At 55.1% G+C, this 14,993-nt stretch carries 13 protein-coding genes and 5 pseudogenes; 10 read left to right on the plus strand and 8 right to left on the minus strand.

Annotation, left to right across the window (positions count from 1 at the left end; translation table 11 throughout):
* Window positions 1–75 precede the first annotated feature (75 nt).
* Window positions 76–582 (minus strand): heme-degrading domain-containing protein, encoded by a 507-nt coding sequence (locus AC05QJ_RS12980; protein WP_476747240.1) that lies wholly within the window; start codon window positions 580–582, stop codon window positions 76–78.
* Window positions 583–883: 301 nt separating this feature from the next.
* Here AC05QJ_RS12980 and AC05QJ_RS12985 point away from each other — a divergent pair, with 301 nt between their 5' ends.
* The 3 genes and pseudogenes from AC05QJ_RS12985 to AC05QJ_RS12995 all read left to right on the plus strand — a co-directional run.
* Window positions 884–1,708, plus strand: a complete 825-nt coding sequence (locus AC05QJ_RS12985; protein ID WP_476747241.1) for a transporter substrate-binding domain-containing protein — start codon at window positions 884–886, stop codon at window positions 1,706–1,708.
* A 79-nt stretch (window positions 1,709–1,787) separates the two neighbouring features.
* Complete coding sequence (locus AC05QJ_RS12990; RefSeq protein ID WP_476747242.1) at window positions 1,788–2,558, plus strand: SDR family NAD(P)-dependent oxidoreductase; 771 nt, start codon at window positions 1,788–1,790, stop codon at window positions 2,556–2,558.
* A gap of 11 nt (window positions 2,559–2,569) precedes the next feature.
* Window positions 2,570–2,938 (plus strand): annotated as a pseudogene (locus AC05QJ_RS12995) (DMT family transporter); the annotation flags it as partial.
* 74 nt (window positions 2,939–3,012) lie between these two features.
* Here AC05QJ_RS12995 and AC05QJ_RS13000 read toward each other — a convergent pair.
* The 3 genes from AC05QJ_RS13000 to AC05QJ_RS13010 form a co-directional block, all read right to left on the minus strand.
* Window positions 3,013–3,869 (minus strand): IS5 family transposase gene (locus tag AC05QJ_RS13000; protein ID WP_476744304.1). Its coding sequence is split into 2 segments (ribosomal slippage): window positions 3,013–3,522 and window positions 3,525–3,869, totalling 855 coding nucleotides; the frame shifts between segments, so codons are not numbered across the junction.
* Between the two features lie 90 nt (window positions 3,870–3,959).
* Window positions 3,960–4,421 carry a PaaI family thioesterase gene (locus AC05QJ_RS13005; RefSeq protein ID WP_476747243.1) on the minus strand — a complete coding sequence of 154 codons (462 nt, stop codon included), beginning with the start codon at window positions 4,419–4,421 and terminating at the stop codon, window positions 3,960–3,962.
* Between the two features lie 29 nt (window positions 4,422–4,450).
* Window positions 4,451–5,260 (minus strand): AraC family transcriptional regulator, encoded by an 810-nt coding sequence (locus AC05QJ_RS13010; RefSeq protein ID WP_476747244.1) that lies wholly within the window; start codon window positions 5,258–5,260, stop codon window positions 4,451–4,453.
* Between the two features lie 274 nt (window positions 5,261–5,534).
* Here AC05QJ_RS13010 and AC05QJ_RS13015 point away from each other — a divergent pair, with 274 nt between their 5' ends.
* Both AC05QJ_RS13015 and AC05QJ_RS13020 read left to right on the plus strand, forming a co-directional pair.
* Window positions 5,535–6,005: a YbfB/YjiJ family MFS transporter gene (locus AC05QJ_RS13015; protein WP_476747928.1), complete on the plus strand. Its 471-nt coding sequence runs from the start codon at window positions 5,535–5,537 to the stop codon at window positions 6,003–6,005.
* A gap of 14 nt (window positions 6,006–6,019) precedes the next feature.
* Window positions 6,020–6,598 (plus strand): annotated as a pseudogene (locus tag AC05QJ_RS13020) (YbfB/YjiJ family MFS transporter); the annotation flags it as partial.
* 114 nt (window positions 6,599–6,712) lie between these two features.
* Here the strand turns inward: AC05QJ_RS13020 and AC05QJ_RS13025 are convergent.
* Window positions 6,713–7,200: pseudogene (locus AC05QJ_RS13025) on the minus strand (Lrp/AsnC family transcriptional regulator).
* A gap of 165 nt (window positions 7,201–7,365) precedes the next feature.
* Between AC05QJ_RS13025 and AC05QJ_RS13030 the strand changes: the two are divergent.
* The 4 genes from AC05QJ_RS13030 to AC05QJ_RS13045 all read left to right on the plus strand — a co-directional run bounded on the left by AC05QJ_RS13030 (window position 7,366) and on the right by AC05QJ_RS13045 (window position 12,813).
* A complete protein-coding gene (locus tag AC05QJ_RS13030; RefSeq protein ID WP_476747245.1) occupies window positions 7,366–8,616 on the plus strand; it encodes an allantoate amidohydrolase in 1,251 nt (416 codons plus the stop codon).
* 77 nt (window positions 8,617–8,693) lie between these two features.
* Window positions 8,694–9,917, plus strand: coding sequence for a diaminopropionate ammonia-lyase (locus tag AC05QJ_RS13035; RefSeq protein ID WP_476747246.1), 1,224 nt, complete (start codon window positions 8,694–8,696; stop codon window positions 9,915–9,917).
* A 78-nt stretch (window positions 9,918–9,995) separates the two neighbouring features.
* Window positions 9,996–11,633 (plus strand): APC family permease, encoded by a 1,638-nt coding sequence (locus tag AC05QJ_RS13040; protein WP_476747247.1) that lies wholly within the window; start codon window positions 9,996–9,998, stop codon window positions 11,631–11,633.
* Window positions 11,634–11,646: 13 nt separating this feature from the next.
* Window positions 11,647–12,813 (plus strand): M20 aminoacylase family protein, encoded by a 1,167-nt coding sequence (locus tag AC05QJ_RS13045; protein WP_476747248.1) that lies wholly within the window; start codon window positions 11,647–11,649, stop codon window positions 12,811–12,813.
* 110 nt (window positions 12,814–12,923) lie between these two features.
* Here the strand turns inward: AC05QJ_RS13045 and surE are convergent.
* Together surE and AC05QJ_RS13055 are read right to left on the minus strand one after the other, a co-directional pair.
* Window positions 12,924–13,688: pseudogene (surE, locus tag AC05QJ_RS13050) on the minus strand (5'/3'-nucleotidase SurE).
* Window positions 13,689–13,784: 96 nt separating this feature from the next.
* Window positions 13,785–14,036 (minus strand): Lrp/AsnC family transcriptional regulator, encoded by a 252-nt coding sequence (locus AC05QJ_RS13055; RefSeq protein WP_476747249.1) that lies wholly within the window; start codon window positions 14,034–14,036, stop codon window positions 13,785–13,787.
* On the opposite strand from AC05QJ_RS13055, the pseudogene AC05QJ_RS13060 reads away from it, so the two are divergent.
* Window positions 14,023–14,520: pseudogene (locus AC05QJ_RS13060) on the plus strand (amino acid permease); the annotation flags it as partial. The gene AC05QJ_RS13055 and the pseudogene AC05QJ_RS13060 overlap by 14 nt on opposite strands.
* Window positions 14,521–14,534: 14 nt before the next feature.
* Here the strand turns inward: AC05QJ_RS13060 and AC05QJ_RS13065 are convergent.
* On the minus strand, window positions 14,535–14,930 hold the full coding sequence (locus AC05QJ_RS13065; protein ID WP_476747250.1) for a GFA family protein: 396 nt from the start codon (window positions 14,928–14,930) through the stop codon (window positions 14,535–14,537).
* Window positions 14,931–14,993: the final 63 nt, after the last annotated feature.

Consider the following 14,993-nt stretch of genomic DNA (forward strand, 5'->3'; position numbering starts at 1 on the left):
ATTGTTATTGGAGCGTTCTGATCCGGAAACGCAAAAGCGGCGGTGCGGGCATGGGGAGCAGGAGCAGGGCGCGTTTTAGAACGGGCACTCCGCACCCAGTGCCAGAGCGTCGCGATCATGGCCGAGCAGTTCGCACAGCGCGTCGACGATAATCTGGTGATCCTGTCGGTCTGGCAGCCCCGAAACCGTGACCGAGCCGATCACGCCTGCGCCCTGCACGATGATCGGAAAACCACCGCCGACGCTGGCGTAGTCGGCGGGCGAGAGGAAGTAGCGCTGGGTGATGTCTTGGTTCTCCTGGGCAAGCTGATACCTGATCCGGTAGGAGCTGCGCAGGAAGCGTTGCACGGTGTTGGTCTTGCGCCGTACCCAATCGTGATTGTCGGAGGTGATGCCGGGCCGGGCTGCGAAGAACAGCGGGCGGTCGAAGCGCCTGATGTCGATGACCAGGGGCCAGGCGTTGGCCACAGCCTTGCTGTACAGGGCGGAGCCGAGTTGCCATGCGCGGTCTTCATCGAAGTGTGGAAATTGCAGGGTTTGTTCCTGGCGAAGCAAAAGTGCCAGATCGTCTTTCAGGCTCATCCCGATTTCCTCTTGCCTGGCTCCAAAGGGGCCTGGATCACTGATCCGTACAGTGTGGTGTGAAAACTTTGGTGAGTTAAATCCATTTATTCTCACGCTCATGTTTGATTTTTCTTTCGTAAATATCATCGGTTTTTTAACGCTGAAACAGTCGTTTGATTCTTGTCTATCCACAAAAAATCAACCCTGTTGACAGCATCCATCTTAGTTTTTATTTTGAATGCAGTCATGCACACAAAATCGCATGCAGCTATGTGCCGTACCTTCCTGCCAAAAACAATCATTATCAGTGAGGTCAACAATGGTTCGTTCGCTTTCTTCTTCTCTCAAAGCCCTGGTCATCTGTGCCGGTTTGTCCGCAGGAGTGCTCGTCCAGGCAGCGGAAACCTCGGTGTGGCAAGACGTCCAGAAAATTGGGGTGTTGCGCTGTGGTGCTGCCGTCGCGGCGCCCTATGTGATGCGTGACGCCAGGACCAGCGCCTACAGCGGCTACTTCGTCGACCTGTGCCGGGACTTCGGCGAGAAGGTGCTGAAGGTCAAGGTCGAGTTCGTCGACACCAACTGGGACAACCTCGTAGCCGGGCTGCAAAGCAACAAATGGGACCTGGCCATGGCGCTCAACCAGACGCCGGAGCGGGCACTGGCAGTGGCGTTCACCGTGCCGGCAACGGACTATCAGGTGTCCTTGCTGGTGAACAAGGACAACCCCAAGCTGGCGGATGTCAAAGACGACATCGCCGCGCTCGACAAGCCTGAAGTCATCTTCGCGGTGATGTCAGGCACGGCTCAGGACAAGGCCATCTCGTCCGTGGTCAGCAAGGGCAAGATCATGCGCCTGCCCGGTATGGACGAAGCACGGCTGGCGGTGATGTCCAAGCGCGCCGATGTCCTGGTCGATGCCAGCGATACCAATCACCTGTTCGCCCTGGCCAACCCCGACTGGACCCGCGAGATTCTGCCCAAGCCGGCACTGGCGAAGCAGGGCGTATCCTTTGGTGTTCGACGCGACATTTCCCCGGCCGACCTTCAGGTGCTGAACATCTACCTGACCCAGCGTCGCGAGACGGGTGATATCCAGCGGCTTGTCGACAAGGCCTCAACCGAGGCCAACGCCCAGGCGAAGTAACGCCCCTTCCCGCAGTGCCGTGTGCATCCGAAGTGCGCACGGCATTGCTTCTTTCTCAAGACATGCAAGGTGACAACACATGAGTGATTCCAAGCGTCCGCTCGATCGTCAGACCGTTCTGGTAACCGGTGCCTCGGGCGGCATCGGTGCGGCGATCGTCGAACAGTTGGTGGCCGAGGGCGCACGGGCGCTGATCCATTACAGCCGGGATGCCGAAGGTGCCCAGCGCCTGCTGGATCGCGTTGGCGGACAAGGCTGGATCGTCCAGGGAGACCTGAGCGACGAGGCCGGCCCCGAGCGTCTGTGGCAGGCAGCATTGGAGCTGGCGGGCGGGCGTATTCACGCACTGGTCAACAACGCCGGCATCCGTACCGAGATCCCGCTGGAAGCACCGGCCGTAGAATGGCGCGCGGCCTGGCGGCGCGAGTTCCAGGTCAATTTCTTCGCCGCTGCCGACCTGAGTCGTGAAGCCGTCACTCACTTCCGGGCCAACGGCGGTGGACGCATCATCAACATGGCCAGTCGGGCCGCACAGCGTGGCTACGCGGCCGACGCGCTGCCCTACGGTACCAGCAAGGCTGCTCTGATCAACCTGACCAAGTCCCTGGCCCGGAGTGTCGCGGGCGAGGGGATTGTCGCTGTCGCCATTGCGCCGGGCTGGGTGCGCACGGACATGGCCGAGCAGTTCATCGCCCAGCATGGCGAAGCTGCAGCGGTATCCGATATCCCGGTCGGACGCATGGCGGCGCCGGCAGAAATCGCCGAGTTGGTGGCGTTTACCCTGCGGCCGTCCCTGGCGTCGCTCAATGGCGCCACGCTGGACGTCAACGGCGGCAGCTATATTCGCTGAGGGTGCGACAGATGGGGGATTGCAAGAACAGTTTTCCCCGGGCCGTGTCTCTGCTGATTCTGGCGACCCTGGCGTGCGCATTCGCCGGCAATCATGTCGCCGCCAGGTTGGCGTTTGACGACGGTGCCGGGCTGTTGGTGGCGATCCTCTGCCGTTCGGGGATCACGGCGATAGTCCTGATGGCCCTTGTCCTCACGAGTCCCGACGTTTTGCGAATCGCCGGTGCCACCCGTCGCTGGCAGGTACTGGCCGGGTTGTGCGTGGCGATACAGAGCTATTGCATCTACTCGGCGGTAGCGCGAATTCCGGTGGGCATTGCCTTGCTCGTGGTCAATCTGTCCCCCGCATTCCTCGCCCTGATCACTTGGCTCTTGGGCGGGACATTGAAATACGGAGCGCGTGCAACGAAGCTGGCTGGGTAAGACGATTTGCTTACTCAGCCAGCAGAGACGTTCTAGGCTCTGTACGAAAAGTAGTGTCGTAAACACCGCCGCCAGCAGGCTAATGTGACCATCGCCCCATAACTTGTTGCGAGCTTGCAGTAGCGGGTTGCCAGGCGGCGATGCTCCTTCAGCCAGCCAAACAGACGCTCGATGACATTGCGTTCTCGGTACTTGAGTTTGTCAAACAGCCGCGGCAAACCGGGCTTCGGCTTGCGCTTCATCGTGCGATAAGGAATGACAGGCTGCATGCGATAGCGATCGCAATACCGCCTGAGGGATTCAGCGTCGTAGCCTTTGTCAGCGACGAGCTTGCGGCACCGCTTGCGAGGTCTGCCCCAGCCGGTAGGCACCTGGACACCATCGAGTAGTGGTTGTGCATGTGAGATGTCACTGGCCTGCCCACCAGACAGAGTGAAGTGCAGAGGCACACCTCGGGCGTCGCTGACCATATGAATTTTCGTCGTTAATCCCGCCCGACTTCTCCCGAGCGCGTGGTCCGCTGGTTCTTCCGTCCCCCTTTTTGACCTGCTCCAGAGGCCGCTCGGGTTGCTTTGACTGCTGTTGAGTCAATGCACCAGGTGTCTAGATCTATCAGCCCATGCTCGTTGAGTTTGACGTGCATCCGCTTGAGCATCTTGGTGAAGGTGCCCTGATTTCGCCAATCTCGAAACCGCTGATAAACCGTAGACCAAGGTCCGTACCGCTCAGGCATGTCCCGCCAGGCCGCGCCCGAGCAAAGCACCCAGAACACGCCATTGAGCATCAGTCGATCATCGACTCGCGGACGTCCCGTGCGGCGGGGCGAATTGAAGAGGTCCGAAACCAACTCCCAGTCCGCATCGGAAATTTCATATCGCTGCTTGGGCATCACAGAGTCCTGCGCTGAAAAGGGCAAAACTCTACGTAAACTCAGGCTGGCTGGGGCGCTGGCGGGATTTCAAGGGTTTTCATACAGAGCCTAGCGCTCATTCGGAAGCTGGATGGCGATCATCTCGGCACTTACGGTATTGACCCCTCCAGCCGTCAGAGACAACTCTATTACCGCCTTCCTGTTCTGCAAGGATTTGAGCTTTCCTTGGAGGAGCAATTCCACTCCGACTGGAGTGGGTTTGTGGTATACCACCGTCAAGGTGCCGGTCACGAAACGTTGAAGCGGATGCCCATCGCCTATCTCTCGGGCCATCGCCTGATGAGCGTAGGCTGCGGCAGAGGCAGCACCGTGGCAATCCAACAGCGAGGCTAGCAACCCCCCGTAGACGTTTTTGGGAAAACCCCCTGTGTAAATGGGGTCGACTGTGAATCGTGCTTCAACCACATCACCCTTCATGAAGCTTTTTAGTTTATGGCCATGCGGATTTTCCGCTCCGCAGCCGTAGCAGTGCCCAAATTCAGCAGGGTAAAAGTCTTGAATTGCCTTCATAAAAATCCCTCGTTTCTGGTGGGTTCGATCTATGGCCTCTTCATGTAGGCGCCTGGGCTCATGCCAAACTCTGATCTGAACATGAATGTGAAAGCGGAAGTCGATGAGTAACCTAGAGAGAGCGCAACTTGTGTGATGCTTTGGCCGTCAGCCAGAAGCTCCAGCGCCTTCAGAGATTTCAATTTTTGAGCCCAAACCCGCATTGGTAGTCCGGTGTCTCGCTCAAAGTGTCGGCCAAGCGTTCGTTTGGACATCTTGAAGTGTTCGGCCCACGCCTCAGCGCTTCTTTCTAAGGCCGGGTTTTCATAGAGTGTTTCACAAATCTCAAGAGTGATACCTTCCGATGGCCAAGGTAGTGGCTTTTGGATGGGTACCATCTTATCGAGTTGCTTCATCATTAGCTTGGTTACAAGGTCGGAGTAATCCCTATCTACAGTGTCGTCGAACGTCGAGACCTCCATTATGAGTGCCCTCATAAGATTTGAAACCATAAACGCTTTGATCTCTGATGATGTTGAAGCTGTGTCATCAACGTACAAGCTCGATAGCGTTGCCCCCAATGCAGTGCCCGTCGTATGGACACATCCCCTAGGAATCCACAACGCTTGTCCAGGAGCTACCACATAGCACTCCAGGCCAATCATCACGCTCAGGACACCCTCAGTTGCATACGTAAGCTGGTTCCAGTCATGCGAATGAGGCTCGAACTTGCTCCTCGGTGGTAACTCTTGCGAGCGTAGGCGCACAGGCGCTGGCCTACGGTCAACATCCAATCCCAAGCGAGGAAGATAATGCCAGTTTTCTGAGAACCTAGGCATAGGGTGGCATCTCATCGACATAAAATGGCAAAACCTCTTGAGATTGACAGATTGAAGGCAGCTTAGAATAAAAAACGTGAGCAGTCACCGAAAAGCATTCGTAGATGACTAGCTATCGAAGATTTTTAGATTGCCTAGGAACTACTGTATGTCGAACTCGGACGAGTCACTGCCGTTAGAAAAGTACCAAGTCGTTTTGTCAGGGGTATGCGCCTTAATCATTACAGTTGGCTTGGCGAGATTCGCCTACACGCCGATGCTGCCAATCATGAATAAATAGACGGGGTTATCCTTGTTGGCGGGTGGATGGTTGGCAACGTTCAACTATATCGGATATATCATAGGAGCTTTGGTCGCTGCCAACTTAAGCGATCTAAGGGTTAAATATAGCGCCTATAAGATATGCTTGGTTGTGAGCCTTGTCACCACAGCGGCGATGGGGGCTACCACAGATCTGGTGATTTGGTCGGTTCTTCGAGTAGTGAGTGGGATTACCAGTGTGGCGGGAATGCTACTTTCGTCCGGCCTGGTCATGAATTGGTTATTGCGTAAGGGGCTACGGCAGGAATTAGGGCTGCACTTTACCGGGATTGGATTGGGGATTGTGGTTTCCGGCGTTGCGATAATAGCCATGGCCGACTACTTCAATTGGGCACAGCAGTGGTACTGGCTGGCTACACTAGGAATAGCTTTCTTCCCTCCTGCGTATCTCTGGATGCCAGAACCGTTGAAATCACGTCCTAGTGCTGAGGGGCAAGCAAAGTAGTCAAAAGCTCTTCGGCCTGGATGAAAATACTAATAGCATTTTATTTCTTCACTGGGTTCGGTTATGCAATTGGCGCCACGTTTATAGTTGCAATTCTTTCAAAATTTGATTTCTTCGAAGGTAGGGGGAGCCTCGTCTGGATAATCGTCGGGTGTGCGGCTATTCCGGCTAGCTTCTTATGGGACAAAGTCGCGAAATCCACCAGCACTATTTTCGCACTCATCTTGGCCAACCTGTTGGAGTCGGTCGCAATCATTATTCCGCGATTTACAGATGATGCAGTAATAAATATTGTTGGCGCTGCTTTGTTTGGTAGTACGTTCGTGGGGATTGTTAGCCTCACACTGGCCCTTGTGGGTAGGAAGTATCCGGACAATCCTGCTAAAGCAATGGCTAAGCTTACGATTAGCTATGGCGTTGCGCAGATCGTAGCTCCGGCTGCTGCAGGCTATATGGCCGCGACATATGGTGGGTATAGCGATTGTTTAGTTCTCACGGGTATCGCTCTAACTATAGGAACGTTCTTGCTTTTCTTGTTGCGTGCAACAAAGGAGCAAGAGAGTTCTTGGGTTCTATCTAGCCAGCCTGAGTAAGTGGTTGAGATGGCTGCTTAATGATGGGCGTCTAAGTATTAATAGATGTCCCAGCGGTTATTCGAGTGTCGTGCTCATGGTAATATGTGTGCGAAATGCTCACTGTGTTTCCGTCTATGTCTGTGAGTGTTCGTGGCAAGCTTGGATGCTTGGTACGAATACTCCTGTCTTTACGTTGCTCATCGAGACCAGCGTCTTAAAGCGTTTGACGTTATTGTTCTCGAAAAAAAGATCTCTGGTTAGTTGTGTGTATTGCTCCATGTTTTTCACTAGCATTATTAGCACGAAATCACATTCGCCAGCGACGTAATAGCACTGCTGAACTTCTGCGCAAGATAGAAATTTTTTCTTCATCTCGTCGAGCAAATCTAAGCGCTCGTTCTCGACCTCTACTTCGGTAATCACCGTAAGCATATAGCCCAATGATTGAGCATCCACCTGAGCTACCGTAGCTCGAATGACACCGTCGGCAGTCATTTTTTTAACCGCCGGTTAACTGCGGCGGAAGAGAGGTTTACCCTCGCTCCCAGGTCTGATTGGGAAATGCTAGCGTCGCGCTGGACGGCATCTAGGAGAGCTAGGTCAAAATGATCGAGGGTCATACTGAGCTGTCCGTAAAAAATCGGCGGCAAGAGGGTAATATGTGCAATAAAATTTCATTTTTTTGCCAAAAAACAAGCTTTCAGTACACGTTTTAGAAATAAAATTCTTGCATGACAACAGAGGGGGCGGCAAGGCCTAGCTTTCCGCCCCGACGGGAGTGCCGGATGAACGTGACTAAAGAATTGCAGCTGGATGGCGCTGTGCTGCTGCAGCAAATCCAAGCCCTCGGTCAGGTGGGGACTGATGCAGAACTTGGTGGGAGAACGCGGATCGCGCTGACTGATGCTGAAAAAGCAGGGCGTGACCTATTGGTCAGCTGGATGCGCGAGCTCGAGTTGGAGGTGCAGATTGACCGCATTGGCAACATTTTTGGCACACTCCGGTCTGCCAGCGATTTGGGTGATCACCGTCCGTTGATGATGGGGTCGCACATCGATACTGTCACTAACGCCGGCGCTCTTGATGGATGCTATGGCGTGTTGGCAGGGCTCGCGGTTATCCGTGCTTTCCGTGATGCGGGTATACAGCCAAGCAGGTCGATAACGGTCGGTGCCTTTACCAATGAGGAAGGCGTTCGTTATCAGCCAGATATGATGGGCTCGCTTGTTTATGCTGGCGGCATGTCAGTGGAAGATGCATTGAACACCATCGGTATCGATGGAACTTGTCTCGGAGATGAGCTGGATCGTATCGGTTATGCAGGCTCCCTTGAGCCAGGCGCAATCCTGCCGTATGAGTACCTTGAACTACACATTGAACAAGGGCCCATCCTGGAAGCTGAAAGCATCCAAATTGGTGTAGTGGAGAACCTGCAGGGCATCTCCTGGCAACAGGTAGAGATTAAGGGCAATGCAAACCATGCAGGCACTACCCCGACGCGTCTGCGTCATGATGCGGGTTTTGTCGCCAGCTCTATTGTTTCAGAGCTCAGGGGCATGGCAATCGAAACAGGTTCGACTCTTGCGACAGTCGGATGCATGAAGTTTGAACCCAACGTAATCAATGTCATTCCCCGCAAGGCCACCTTCACCGTCGACCTGCGCGACCCTGATGAAGTAAAGCTTGTGGATGCAGAAAATCGGTTGAAAAAATACCTCACTGCTATAGCGGAGCAAGAAGGCGTAACTATCACTACTGAGCGTTTAGTGCGATTCCAGCCGGTCATTTTCAATGCCGAGCTTGCAGACGAAATCGAGGCCTCAGCGAAGCGGTTTGGTTTTAGCTATCGACGTATGACTTCTGGTGCTGGCCACGATGCGCAGATGATCGCCCGCATCGCACCAGCGGCGATGATTTTTGTACCAAGTCGCGGAGGTATAAGTCACAACCCCCGCGAACATACTGATGATGATCAGTTGATCCAAGGCGCCCAGGTACTGCTCGACGTCGTTCGTCGTCGACTTATCGCTTCCTAATCCACATCTGTTTTCCCATCCGCTGGAAATCAAGTTCAGCGGAACGGGATACCTTTTGCCTCTATAAAGGAGTGTCCATGTTTATCTCTAACCCAAATTCAACCCGTCAACCATACCCTGAATCGCTAAAGTCGATCATGAGCATTGAGAAAGCGAATGAAAGCCGTCAATGGCTTTCGCAATGGTCTCTCTTGAGCCCTTTATCAACTCCTCTTCACTCGCTGCCTGATCTGGCCAACGAGATGGGAGTTGCACAGATCTTGGTCAAGGACGAGTCTGTGCGTTCGAGTCTGGGTAGTTTCAAGGCACTGGGGGCGCCTATCGCTCTAGTACGCTTGATTTTGCGTACATTCCCGGAGCATGGCTTCAATCCGCATGAGCTGCTTGAGGGGGCTTATGCAGATGTGCTGGAAAATTTCACCGTTATCAGCGCGACTGACGGCAATCATGGAAAGGGTCTGGCGGCAGCAGCTGAATGCATCGGTTGTCGCTGCGTTATCGTCCTCCACGCCAACGTTAGCATTGAGCGTGAGGAGGCCATTGCAGCATATGGCGCAAAAATCGTTCGGATCCCTGGTAACTATGATGAGTCAGTAGAAAAAGCCGCTTCGCTTGCTGCAGCCAACGATTGGATTGTTGTTTCCGATACCTCTTATGAAGGCTACGAAATTATCCCGCGTGATGTCATGCAAGGCTACGGCGTGATAGCAGCAGAAATCATTGAGGCCACCGCAGAAGACGCCACGGTACCAGCTTTCACTCATGTCTTCCTGCAAGGGGGAGTAGGCGGCCTTGCTGCGGGTGTCGCTAGCTATCTGTGGGAGAAGTACGGTGAGAAGCGTCCCACTTTCGTTATGGTGGAGCCGGAGCAAGCGGACTGCCTTTACCAAAGTGCTCTTCTTGGTAAACCAGCAAAGGCAACAGGATCGGTGGATTCTGTAATGGCAGGTTTGGCATGTGGGGAGACTTCGCCTTTGGCATGGCGTTTCCTGGAGCCATGCGTCGATTTCTTCATGACAATCAAAGACGAAGAGGCAGTTGCTGCGATGCGGCGCCTGGCTGCCGGCAGTGGCCGCGACATTCCGTTGGTAGCCGGTGAGTCCGGCGTTGCAGGTCTTGCAGGTCTCGCTCATCTCGTCAGGGGCGCAAGCGCGGCGGCTGACCTGAATATCGACGCAAACGCCCGCATCTTGTTCATCAGCACTGAGGGCGCTACCGCTCCGGGTGTTTACGCAGACCTATTGGGCGAAACCGCTAGTTCGGTGTTGAAACGTCAAAAAGCCTGGGCGCCTCAGGTCTGATCAAGGTGAACTTATGCCCGAGGACTGAAACCTTAAGTCCTTGGGCAACTCCACACAAAAAAAATAACCGGAGATACCATGAATAAAGTTAAGCGTGACATCAGCCCATGGTCGCTGATGCTGACAGGGCTGGGTTCGATTATTGGTTCGGGCTGGCTCTTCGGGGCTTGGCATGCGTCCGCCATTGCAGGGCCAGCTGCAATTCTGGCTTGGATCATCGGCGCGGTAGTCGTTCTTGCTATTGCCCTGACCTATGCGGAAATGGGCGCAATGTTTCCTGAGTCCGGCGGCATGGTTCGCTACGCTCGCTACTCGCACGGGTCCCTTGTCGGTTTCATGGCGGCTTGGGCCAACTGGATTTCCATAGTTTCTGTCATCCCAATTGAAGCAATCGCTTCCATACAGTACATGGCCTCCTGGTCTTTTCCCTGGGCGCAAGGATTGGTCGCCAATGGCGAGTTGACGACCAGCGGGCTAGTCGGCAGCACGATCTTGGTGATGGTGTATTTCGCGCTCAATTACTGGGGCGTCAAGCTGTTCGTGAAAACGAATTCGGCAATCACGATTTTCAAGCTGGTTGTGCCCACGCTGACAGCGGTAGCCCTCATCTATACCAGCTTCAATACGGAAAACTTTGGTGACGGTACGGTCGCGAGCTTCGCCCCATACGGCTGGTCAGCTGTCTTCACTGCGGTCGCAGCGAGCGGGATCGTGTTCAGCTATAACGGTTTCCAAAGCCCTGTCAGCTTGGCCGGCGAGGCACGTGATCCAGGAAAAAGCATTCCGTTCGCGTTGGTGGGCTCTGTGTTGATCGCCTTGGTGATCTACGTCCTGCTGCAAATCGCCTTCATTGGTGCAGTCAGTCCGCAAAGCATTGCCAACGGTTGGCATAGCCTTAACTTTGACTCACCTCTTGCGCAGCTAGCTTTGGCGCTCAACCTGAACTGGCTCGCAATGCTTCTCTACCTTGATGCGTTCGTTAGTCCGTCAGGCACCGGCTCGATCTACACCGCGACCACTGCGCGAATGATCTACGCCATGGAAAAAAACAACACCCTGCCTAAAGTCTTCGGCAACCTGCATCCCCTGTATGGTGTTCCGCGCCAAGCGATGTGGTTGAACCTGGCAGTGTGCTTCATTTTCCTGTTTTTCTTCCGTGGTTGGGGCACCTTGGCAGCGGTGATCTCTGTCGCCGTTATCATCTCGTTCCTGACGGGCCCCATCAGCTTGATAGCACTGCGTACCCACGCGGCTGATGTCCATCGTCCGCTTAGGTTGAGGGGCATGAGCGTTATCGCCCCGTTCGCCTTCATATGCGCCTCTCTCGTGCTGTACTGGGCGCGCTGGCCTTTGACCGGCCAAGTCATTCTGCTGGTGGTGGGTGCGCTGCCGATCTTTTTCTACTACCAGGCAAAAAATGGCTGGACTGGGTTCTACCGCGAGTTCCAAGCCGCAATCTGGCTGATTGGTTATCTGCCTGCGATGGCATTCATCTCATTCATTGGTAGTGAAGCATTTGGCGGAATCGGGATTCTGCCGGAAGGCTGGGACATGGCTGTTGTTGCAATTACTGCCTATGCATTCTATTCGCTGGGCGTTCGCAGCGGCTATCGAACGCAATACCTCAGCGAAAGTGTGGTGTGGCAACCAAACGTGACCTTGGATGCAAATGGCGCCAGTCAGTTGCCGCGTTCTCAACCATCTTTGGCCAAGTAGGGGAGCCCTGATTGTGATTGTCGACCCAGCATTTGAAAAACGTCTTAAAGCATGGCGTCATACTTTCCACCGTCATCCAGAAACAGGCTTCGAGGAATTCAGCACCTCGGATGAAGTCGCGCGTATTCTCATCGAATTGGGCTTGGAGGTGCATCGCGGTATCGGTGGAACCGGTCTTGTGGCCAGCCTCCAGGTCGGTAATGGATCTGGGGTAATCGGGCTAAGGGCTGACATGGATGCCCTTAACATCACAGAGCAAGCCCAAGGTCGCAATCATGCTTCCTGCAGGCCAGGAAAGATGCATGCTTGCGGCCATGATGGTCACATGGCAATGATTTTGGGGGCTGCGGAGTTGCTATGTGCAAGCCGGGACTTTGACGGCACTGTGCGCTTTATCTTCCAACCTGCCGAAGAGCATGGGCGCGGTGCCAAAGCGATGATGGCCGATGGGCTGTTCGAACGCTTTCCGGTGGATCACATCTACGGCGCCCACAACATGCCTGGCATGCCTGCTGGGCACATTGCCACACGTGTGGGGGGAATTATGGCTAGCGAAGATAACTTCATAATTCGGATCAAAGGGAAGGGTACCCATGCGGCTCGCCCCCACATGGGCATCGATCCCTTAGTGATCGGCGCTGAAATCGTGTTAGGGCTTCAGCTAATCGTCTCGCGCAATCTCGACCCCGGCTTACCTGCGGTCATTTCATGCACCGAGTTCATCACCGATGGGATCCGAAACGCCATCCCTACCCACGTGACGATCAAGGGAGATACTCGAAGCTACAGCCCCAACGTTCAGCAATTGTTGGAGAAGCGCATGCGTGAGATCAGCGAAGGCATCTGCCGGATGCATGGGGCCGATTGCAGTTTTGAATACACGCATGAGTTCGCGCCCACCGTGAACTGGGCTGAAAGCACGCAAATCGCCATCGCGGCTGCCAGAAATGTGGTGGGGGAGGACGCCGTGGATCCTGATGTCTCCCCGATGATGATTTCAGAAGATTTCGGCGCGTTTATCCAGCATGTCCCGGGCAACTTTGTATTTATTGGGAACGGCGCTGATGGACAGGAGGGGGCGACGCCGCTACACAACGCTCAGTACGATTTCAATGATTCAATTCTTTCAACGGGTGCGCGTTACTTCGCTGAGGTCGTCCGACTGAGTCTTCCCATATAATGTGGAAGTCCGGCATTTGGCACGCTTGGACGTTTGAATGCTTGAGGATAGGTCATCGATGATATGACTGTAAGCGGAGCTCGCTGCTGAGCGGCTCCGCTGCTACTGAGTTACTTCGTTGCGCTGTTGTAGGCGCCAGTGTGAGTCCTTTCAAACTGCAGCGGCGTTACGGTGATATGGCCAGCCATGAGCTCGCCCATTTCCGTGCCTGTCTCGTCGAACTCTCGCTCGTTGTTCAGCTTGATCCAGTGGTAGTCGAAGCCACGCGGGTCAACCTCGGTGCGTACCGAGACGTTATTCAGTGGGCCGAGGCCTTGGCGAGTAACCTTAAGCGGGCGGATCGCTTCAGGAGCACAGTCAGGGAAGTTTACGTTCAGGCAGACGTCGCTTGGCCAGTCCATGGCCAGCAAATCCTGAATCACCTTCGGGGCGTGAGCCAAAGCGTTCTGCCAAGGTACGTTTGCTTGGTCAGAGTAGGCCTGGCTCAGACCGATGGAGCGGATGCCTAGAAGCATGCCGGTCATAGCCGCGCCTACGGTGCCGGAGAAGACCGTCTCCATCCCCAGGTTCGCGCCACGGTTGACGCCAGACAGAATGAGATCTGGTTTGCCATCCTTCAGCAGGTGTTGGACACCCATCACCACGCAATCGCCAGGCGTACCGGTCACAGCGAAACGTTTGTCCCCGTGCGGACTGATACGCAGAGGGGCGTGGAGGCTGATCGAGTGGGATGTGCCACTTTGGTCTGAACGAGGGGCAACTACTCAAACCTCATGGGCCAGTTGAGCTGCAACCTGCTCCAAGACCTTAAGGCCTGGCGCATCGATGCCATCGTCATTGGTGACGAGGATCCGTTGGAGTTTCTGCAAAGCCATGGGCGCTCCATATACCGAGAATGAACAGGAAAAAGTTGCGCGGTGCCGGCAAACCTTGTTTGCTGACATTGCTACTCGAAGTTATAAGAGGTCGTATTAGCCAAGAGGTGCGACCTCGGATTTTATCTCATCTAGTACGAAAGAAGTGTAGACTTCTTTGACGTAAGGAAGACCGTTTATGTGGGTTTTTGCATAGTCACCGAAGGTAATCATGTCTTTCGAAACCACCATCAGCTGGTAGTCGAACTTTCCTGAAATTCTATGGCAAGAGAGAACTTCTGGGGTGTTACGTACTGCGCGCTCAAACTCTTCCAGTCTCTCTTTATCCATCCTTTCCACCAGCTGCATGAACTCGGGCCTCTACACGGCTTCGCGCATGCTCTACTCACTGGGCGCGCGGGGCGAGGCGCTGCCGCTGGTCAAGCGCGTGTCTGCCAATGGCGTGCCGGTGGTGGCCGTGCTGTTGTCGACGCTGGCGGGCTTTGCCGGATGCGTCGTCAACTACGTCTTCCCGGGCAAGGTCTTCAGCTTCCTGTTGTCCACTACGGGTTCCATTGCCTTGCTGGTCTACCTGGTGATCGCCGTTTCGCAACTGCGCATGCGCGCGCGGGCCGAGCGAGAGGGCCGGCAACCCGAGTTCAGGATGTGGCTGTTCCCCTGGCTGACCTGGCTGGTGATCGGCAGCATCCTGCTGGTGCTGGGCTACATGCTGTTCAGCGATGCCTATCGCTACGAGGCCCTGATGACCGGAGGGGTAACGACCTTCATCGTGCTGGTGTACCTGACCCGGCAGCGGATGCCGCGGCATGCGGTGCGTGTCGTGCAGCGCTAGGTGCTCAGCGCGCATTACCGACCCGGCTGCCACTGCGAATATTCAGGCAGGCCGTCCCCGTCCAGCCACGGCACATCGTGCTCCGTCCAGATATGAAACGCGGGGCGGGCATCGGGCGCATGGTCCAGCGTCGCCACGCGCACGATCATGATGTCTGAACCGGTACGTTCAGCGGCAAGGTGTGATCCGCAGCGAGAGCAGAAATGGCGCAGCTTGCCGGGCGATGACTCGAACGTCCTCAGCTCATCCTCGCCAGGGGTCCATCGGAAATGCGCCCTAAGCACACCCGCCGTGGTGACAAAGGCCGCCGCATGGGTCTTGCGGCAGGTGTTGCAGTGACAATGGCTGATCGGCATATCGATGCGGTCGATCTCATAGCCTGCGGCGCCACAGGCGCAGCTTCCTTTCATAGGGCCTCCAGATTCCTTTCGGTGCGAGATGTGGAGCGGCATCGTAAACCGAAGCGGGTATTG

Source organism: Pseudomonas sp. TUM25319 (assembly GCF_056388475.1).

Coding starts and splice junctions, on each gene's coding strand:
- AC05QJ_RS12980 (WP_476747240.1), bottom strand. CDS start 582: ATGAGCCTGAAAGACGATCTGGCACTTTTGCTTCGCCAGGAACAAACC.
- AC05QJ_RS12985 (WP_476747241.1), top strand. CDS start 884: ATGGTTCGTTCGCTTTCTTCTTCTCTCAAAGCCCTGGTCATCTGTGCC.
- AC05QJ_RS12990 (WP_476747242.1), top strand. CDS start 1,788: ATGAGTGATTCCAAGCGTCCGCTCGATCGTCAGACCGTTCTGGTAACC.
- AC05QJ_RS13005 (WP_476747243.1), bottom strand. CDS start 4,421: ATGAAGGCAATTCAAGACTTTTACCCTGCTGAATTTGGGCACTGCTAC.
- AC05QJ_RS13010 (WP_476747244.1), bottom strand. CDS start 5,260: ATGTCGATGAGATGCCACCCTATGCCTAGGTTCTCAGAAAACTGGCAT.
- AC05QJ_RS13030 (WP_476747245.1), top strand. CDS start 7,366: ATGAACGTGACTAAAGAATTGCAGCTGGATGGCGCTGTGCTGCTGCAG.
- AC05QJ_RS13035 (WP_476747246.1), top strand. CDS start 8,694: ATGTTTATCTCTAACCCAAATTCAACCCGTCAACCATACCCTGAATCG.
- AC05QJ_RS13040 (WP_476747247.1), top strand. CDS start 9,996: ATGAATAAAGTTAAGCGTGACATCAGCCCATGGTCGCTGATGCTGACA.
- AC05QJ_RS13055 (WP_476747249.1), bottom strand. CDS start 14,036: ATGCAGCTGGTGGAAAGGATGGATAAAGAGAGACTGGAAGAGTTTGAG.
- AC05QJ_RS13065 (WP_476747250.1), bottom strand. CDS start 14,930: ATGAAAGGAAGCTGCGCCTGTGGCGCCGCAGGCTATGAGATCGACCGC.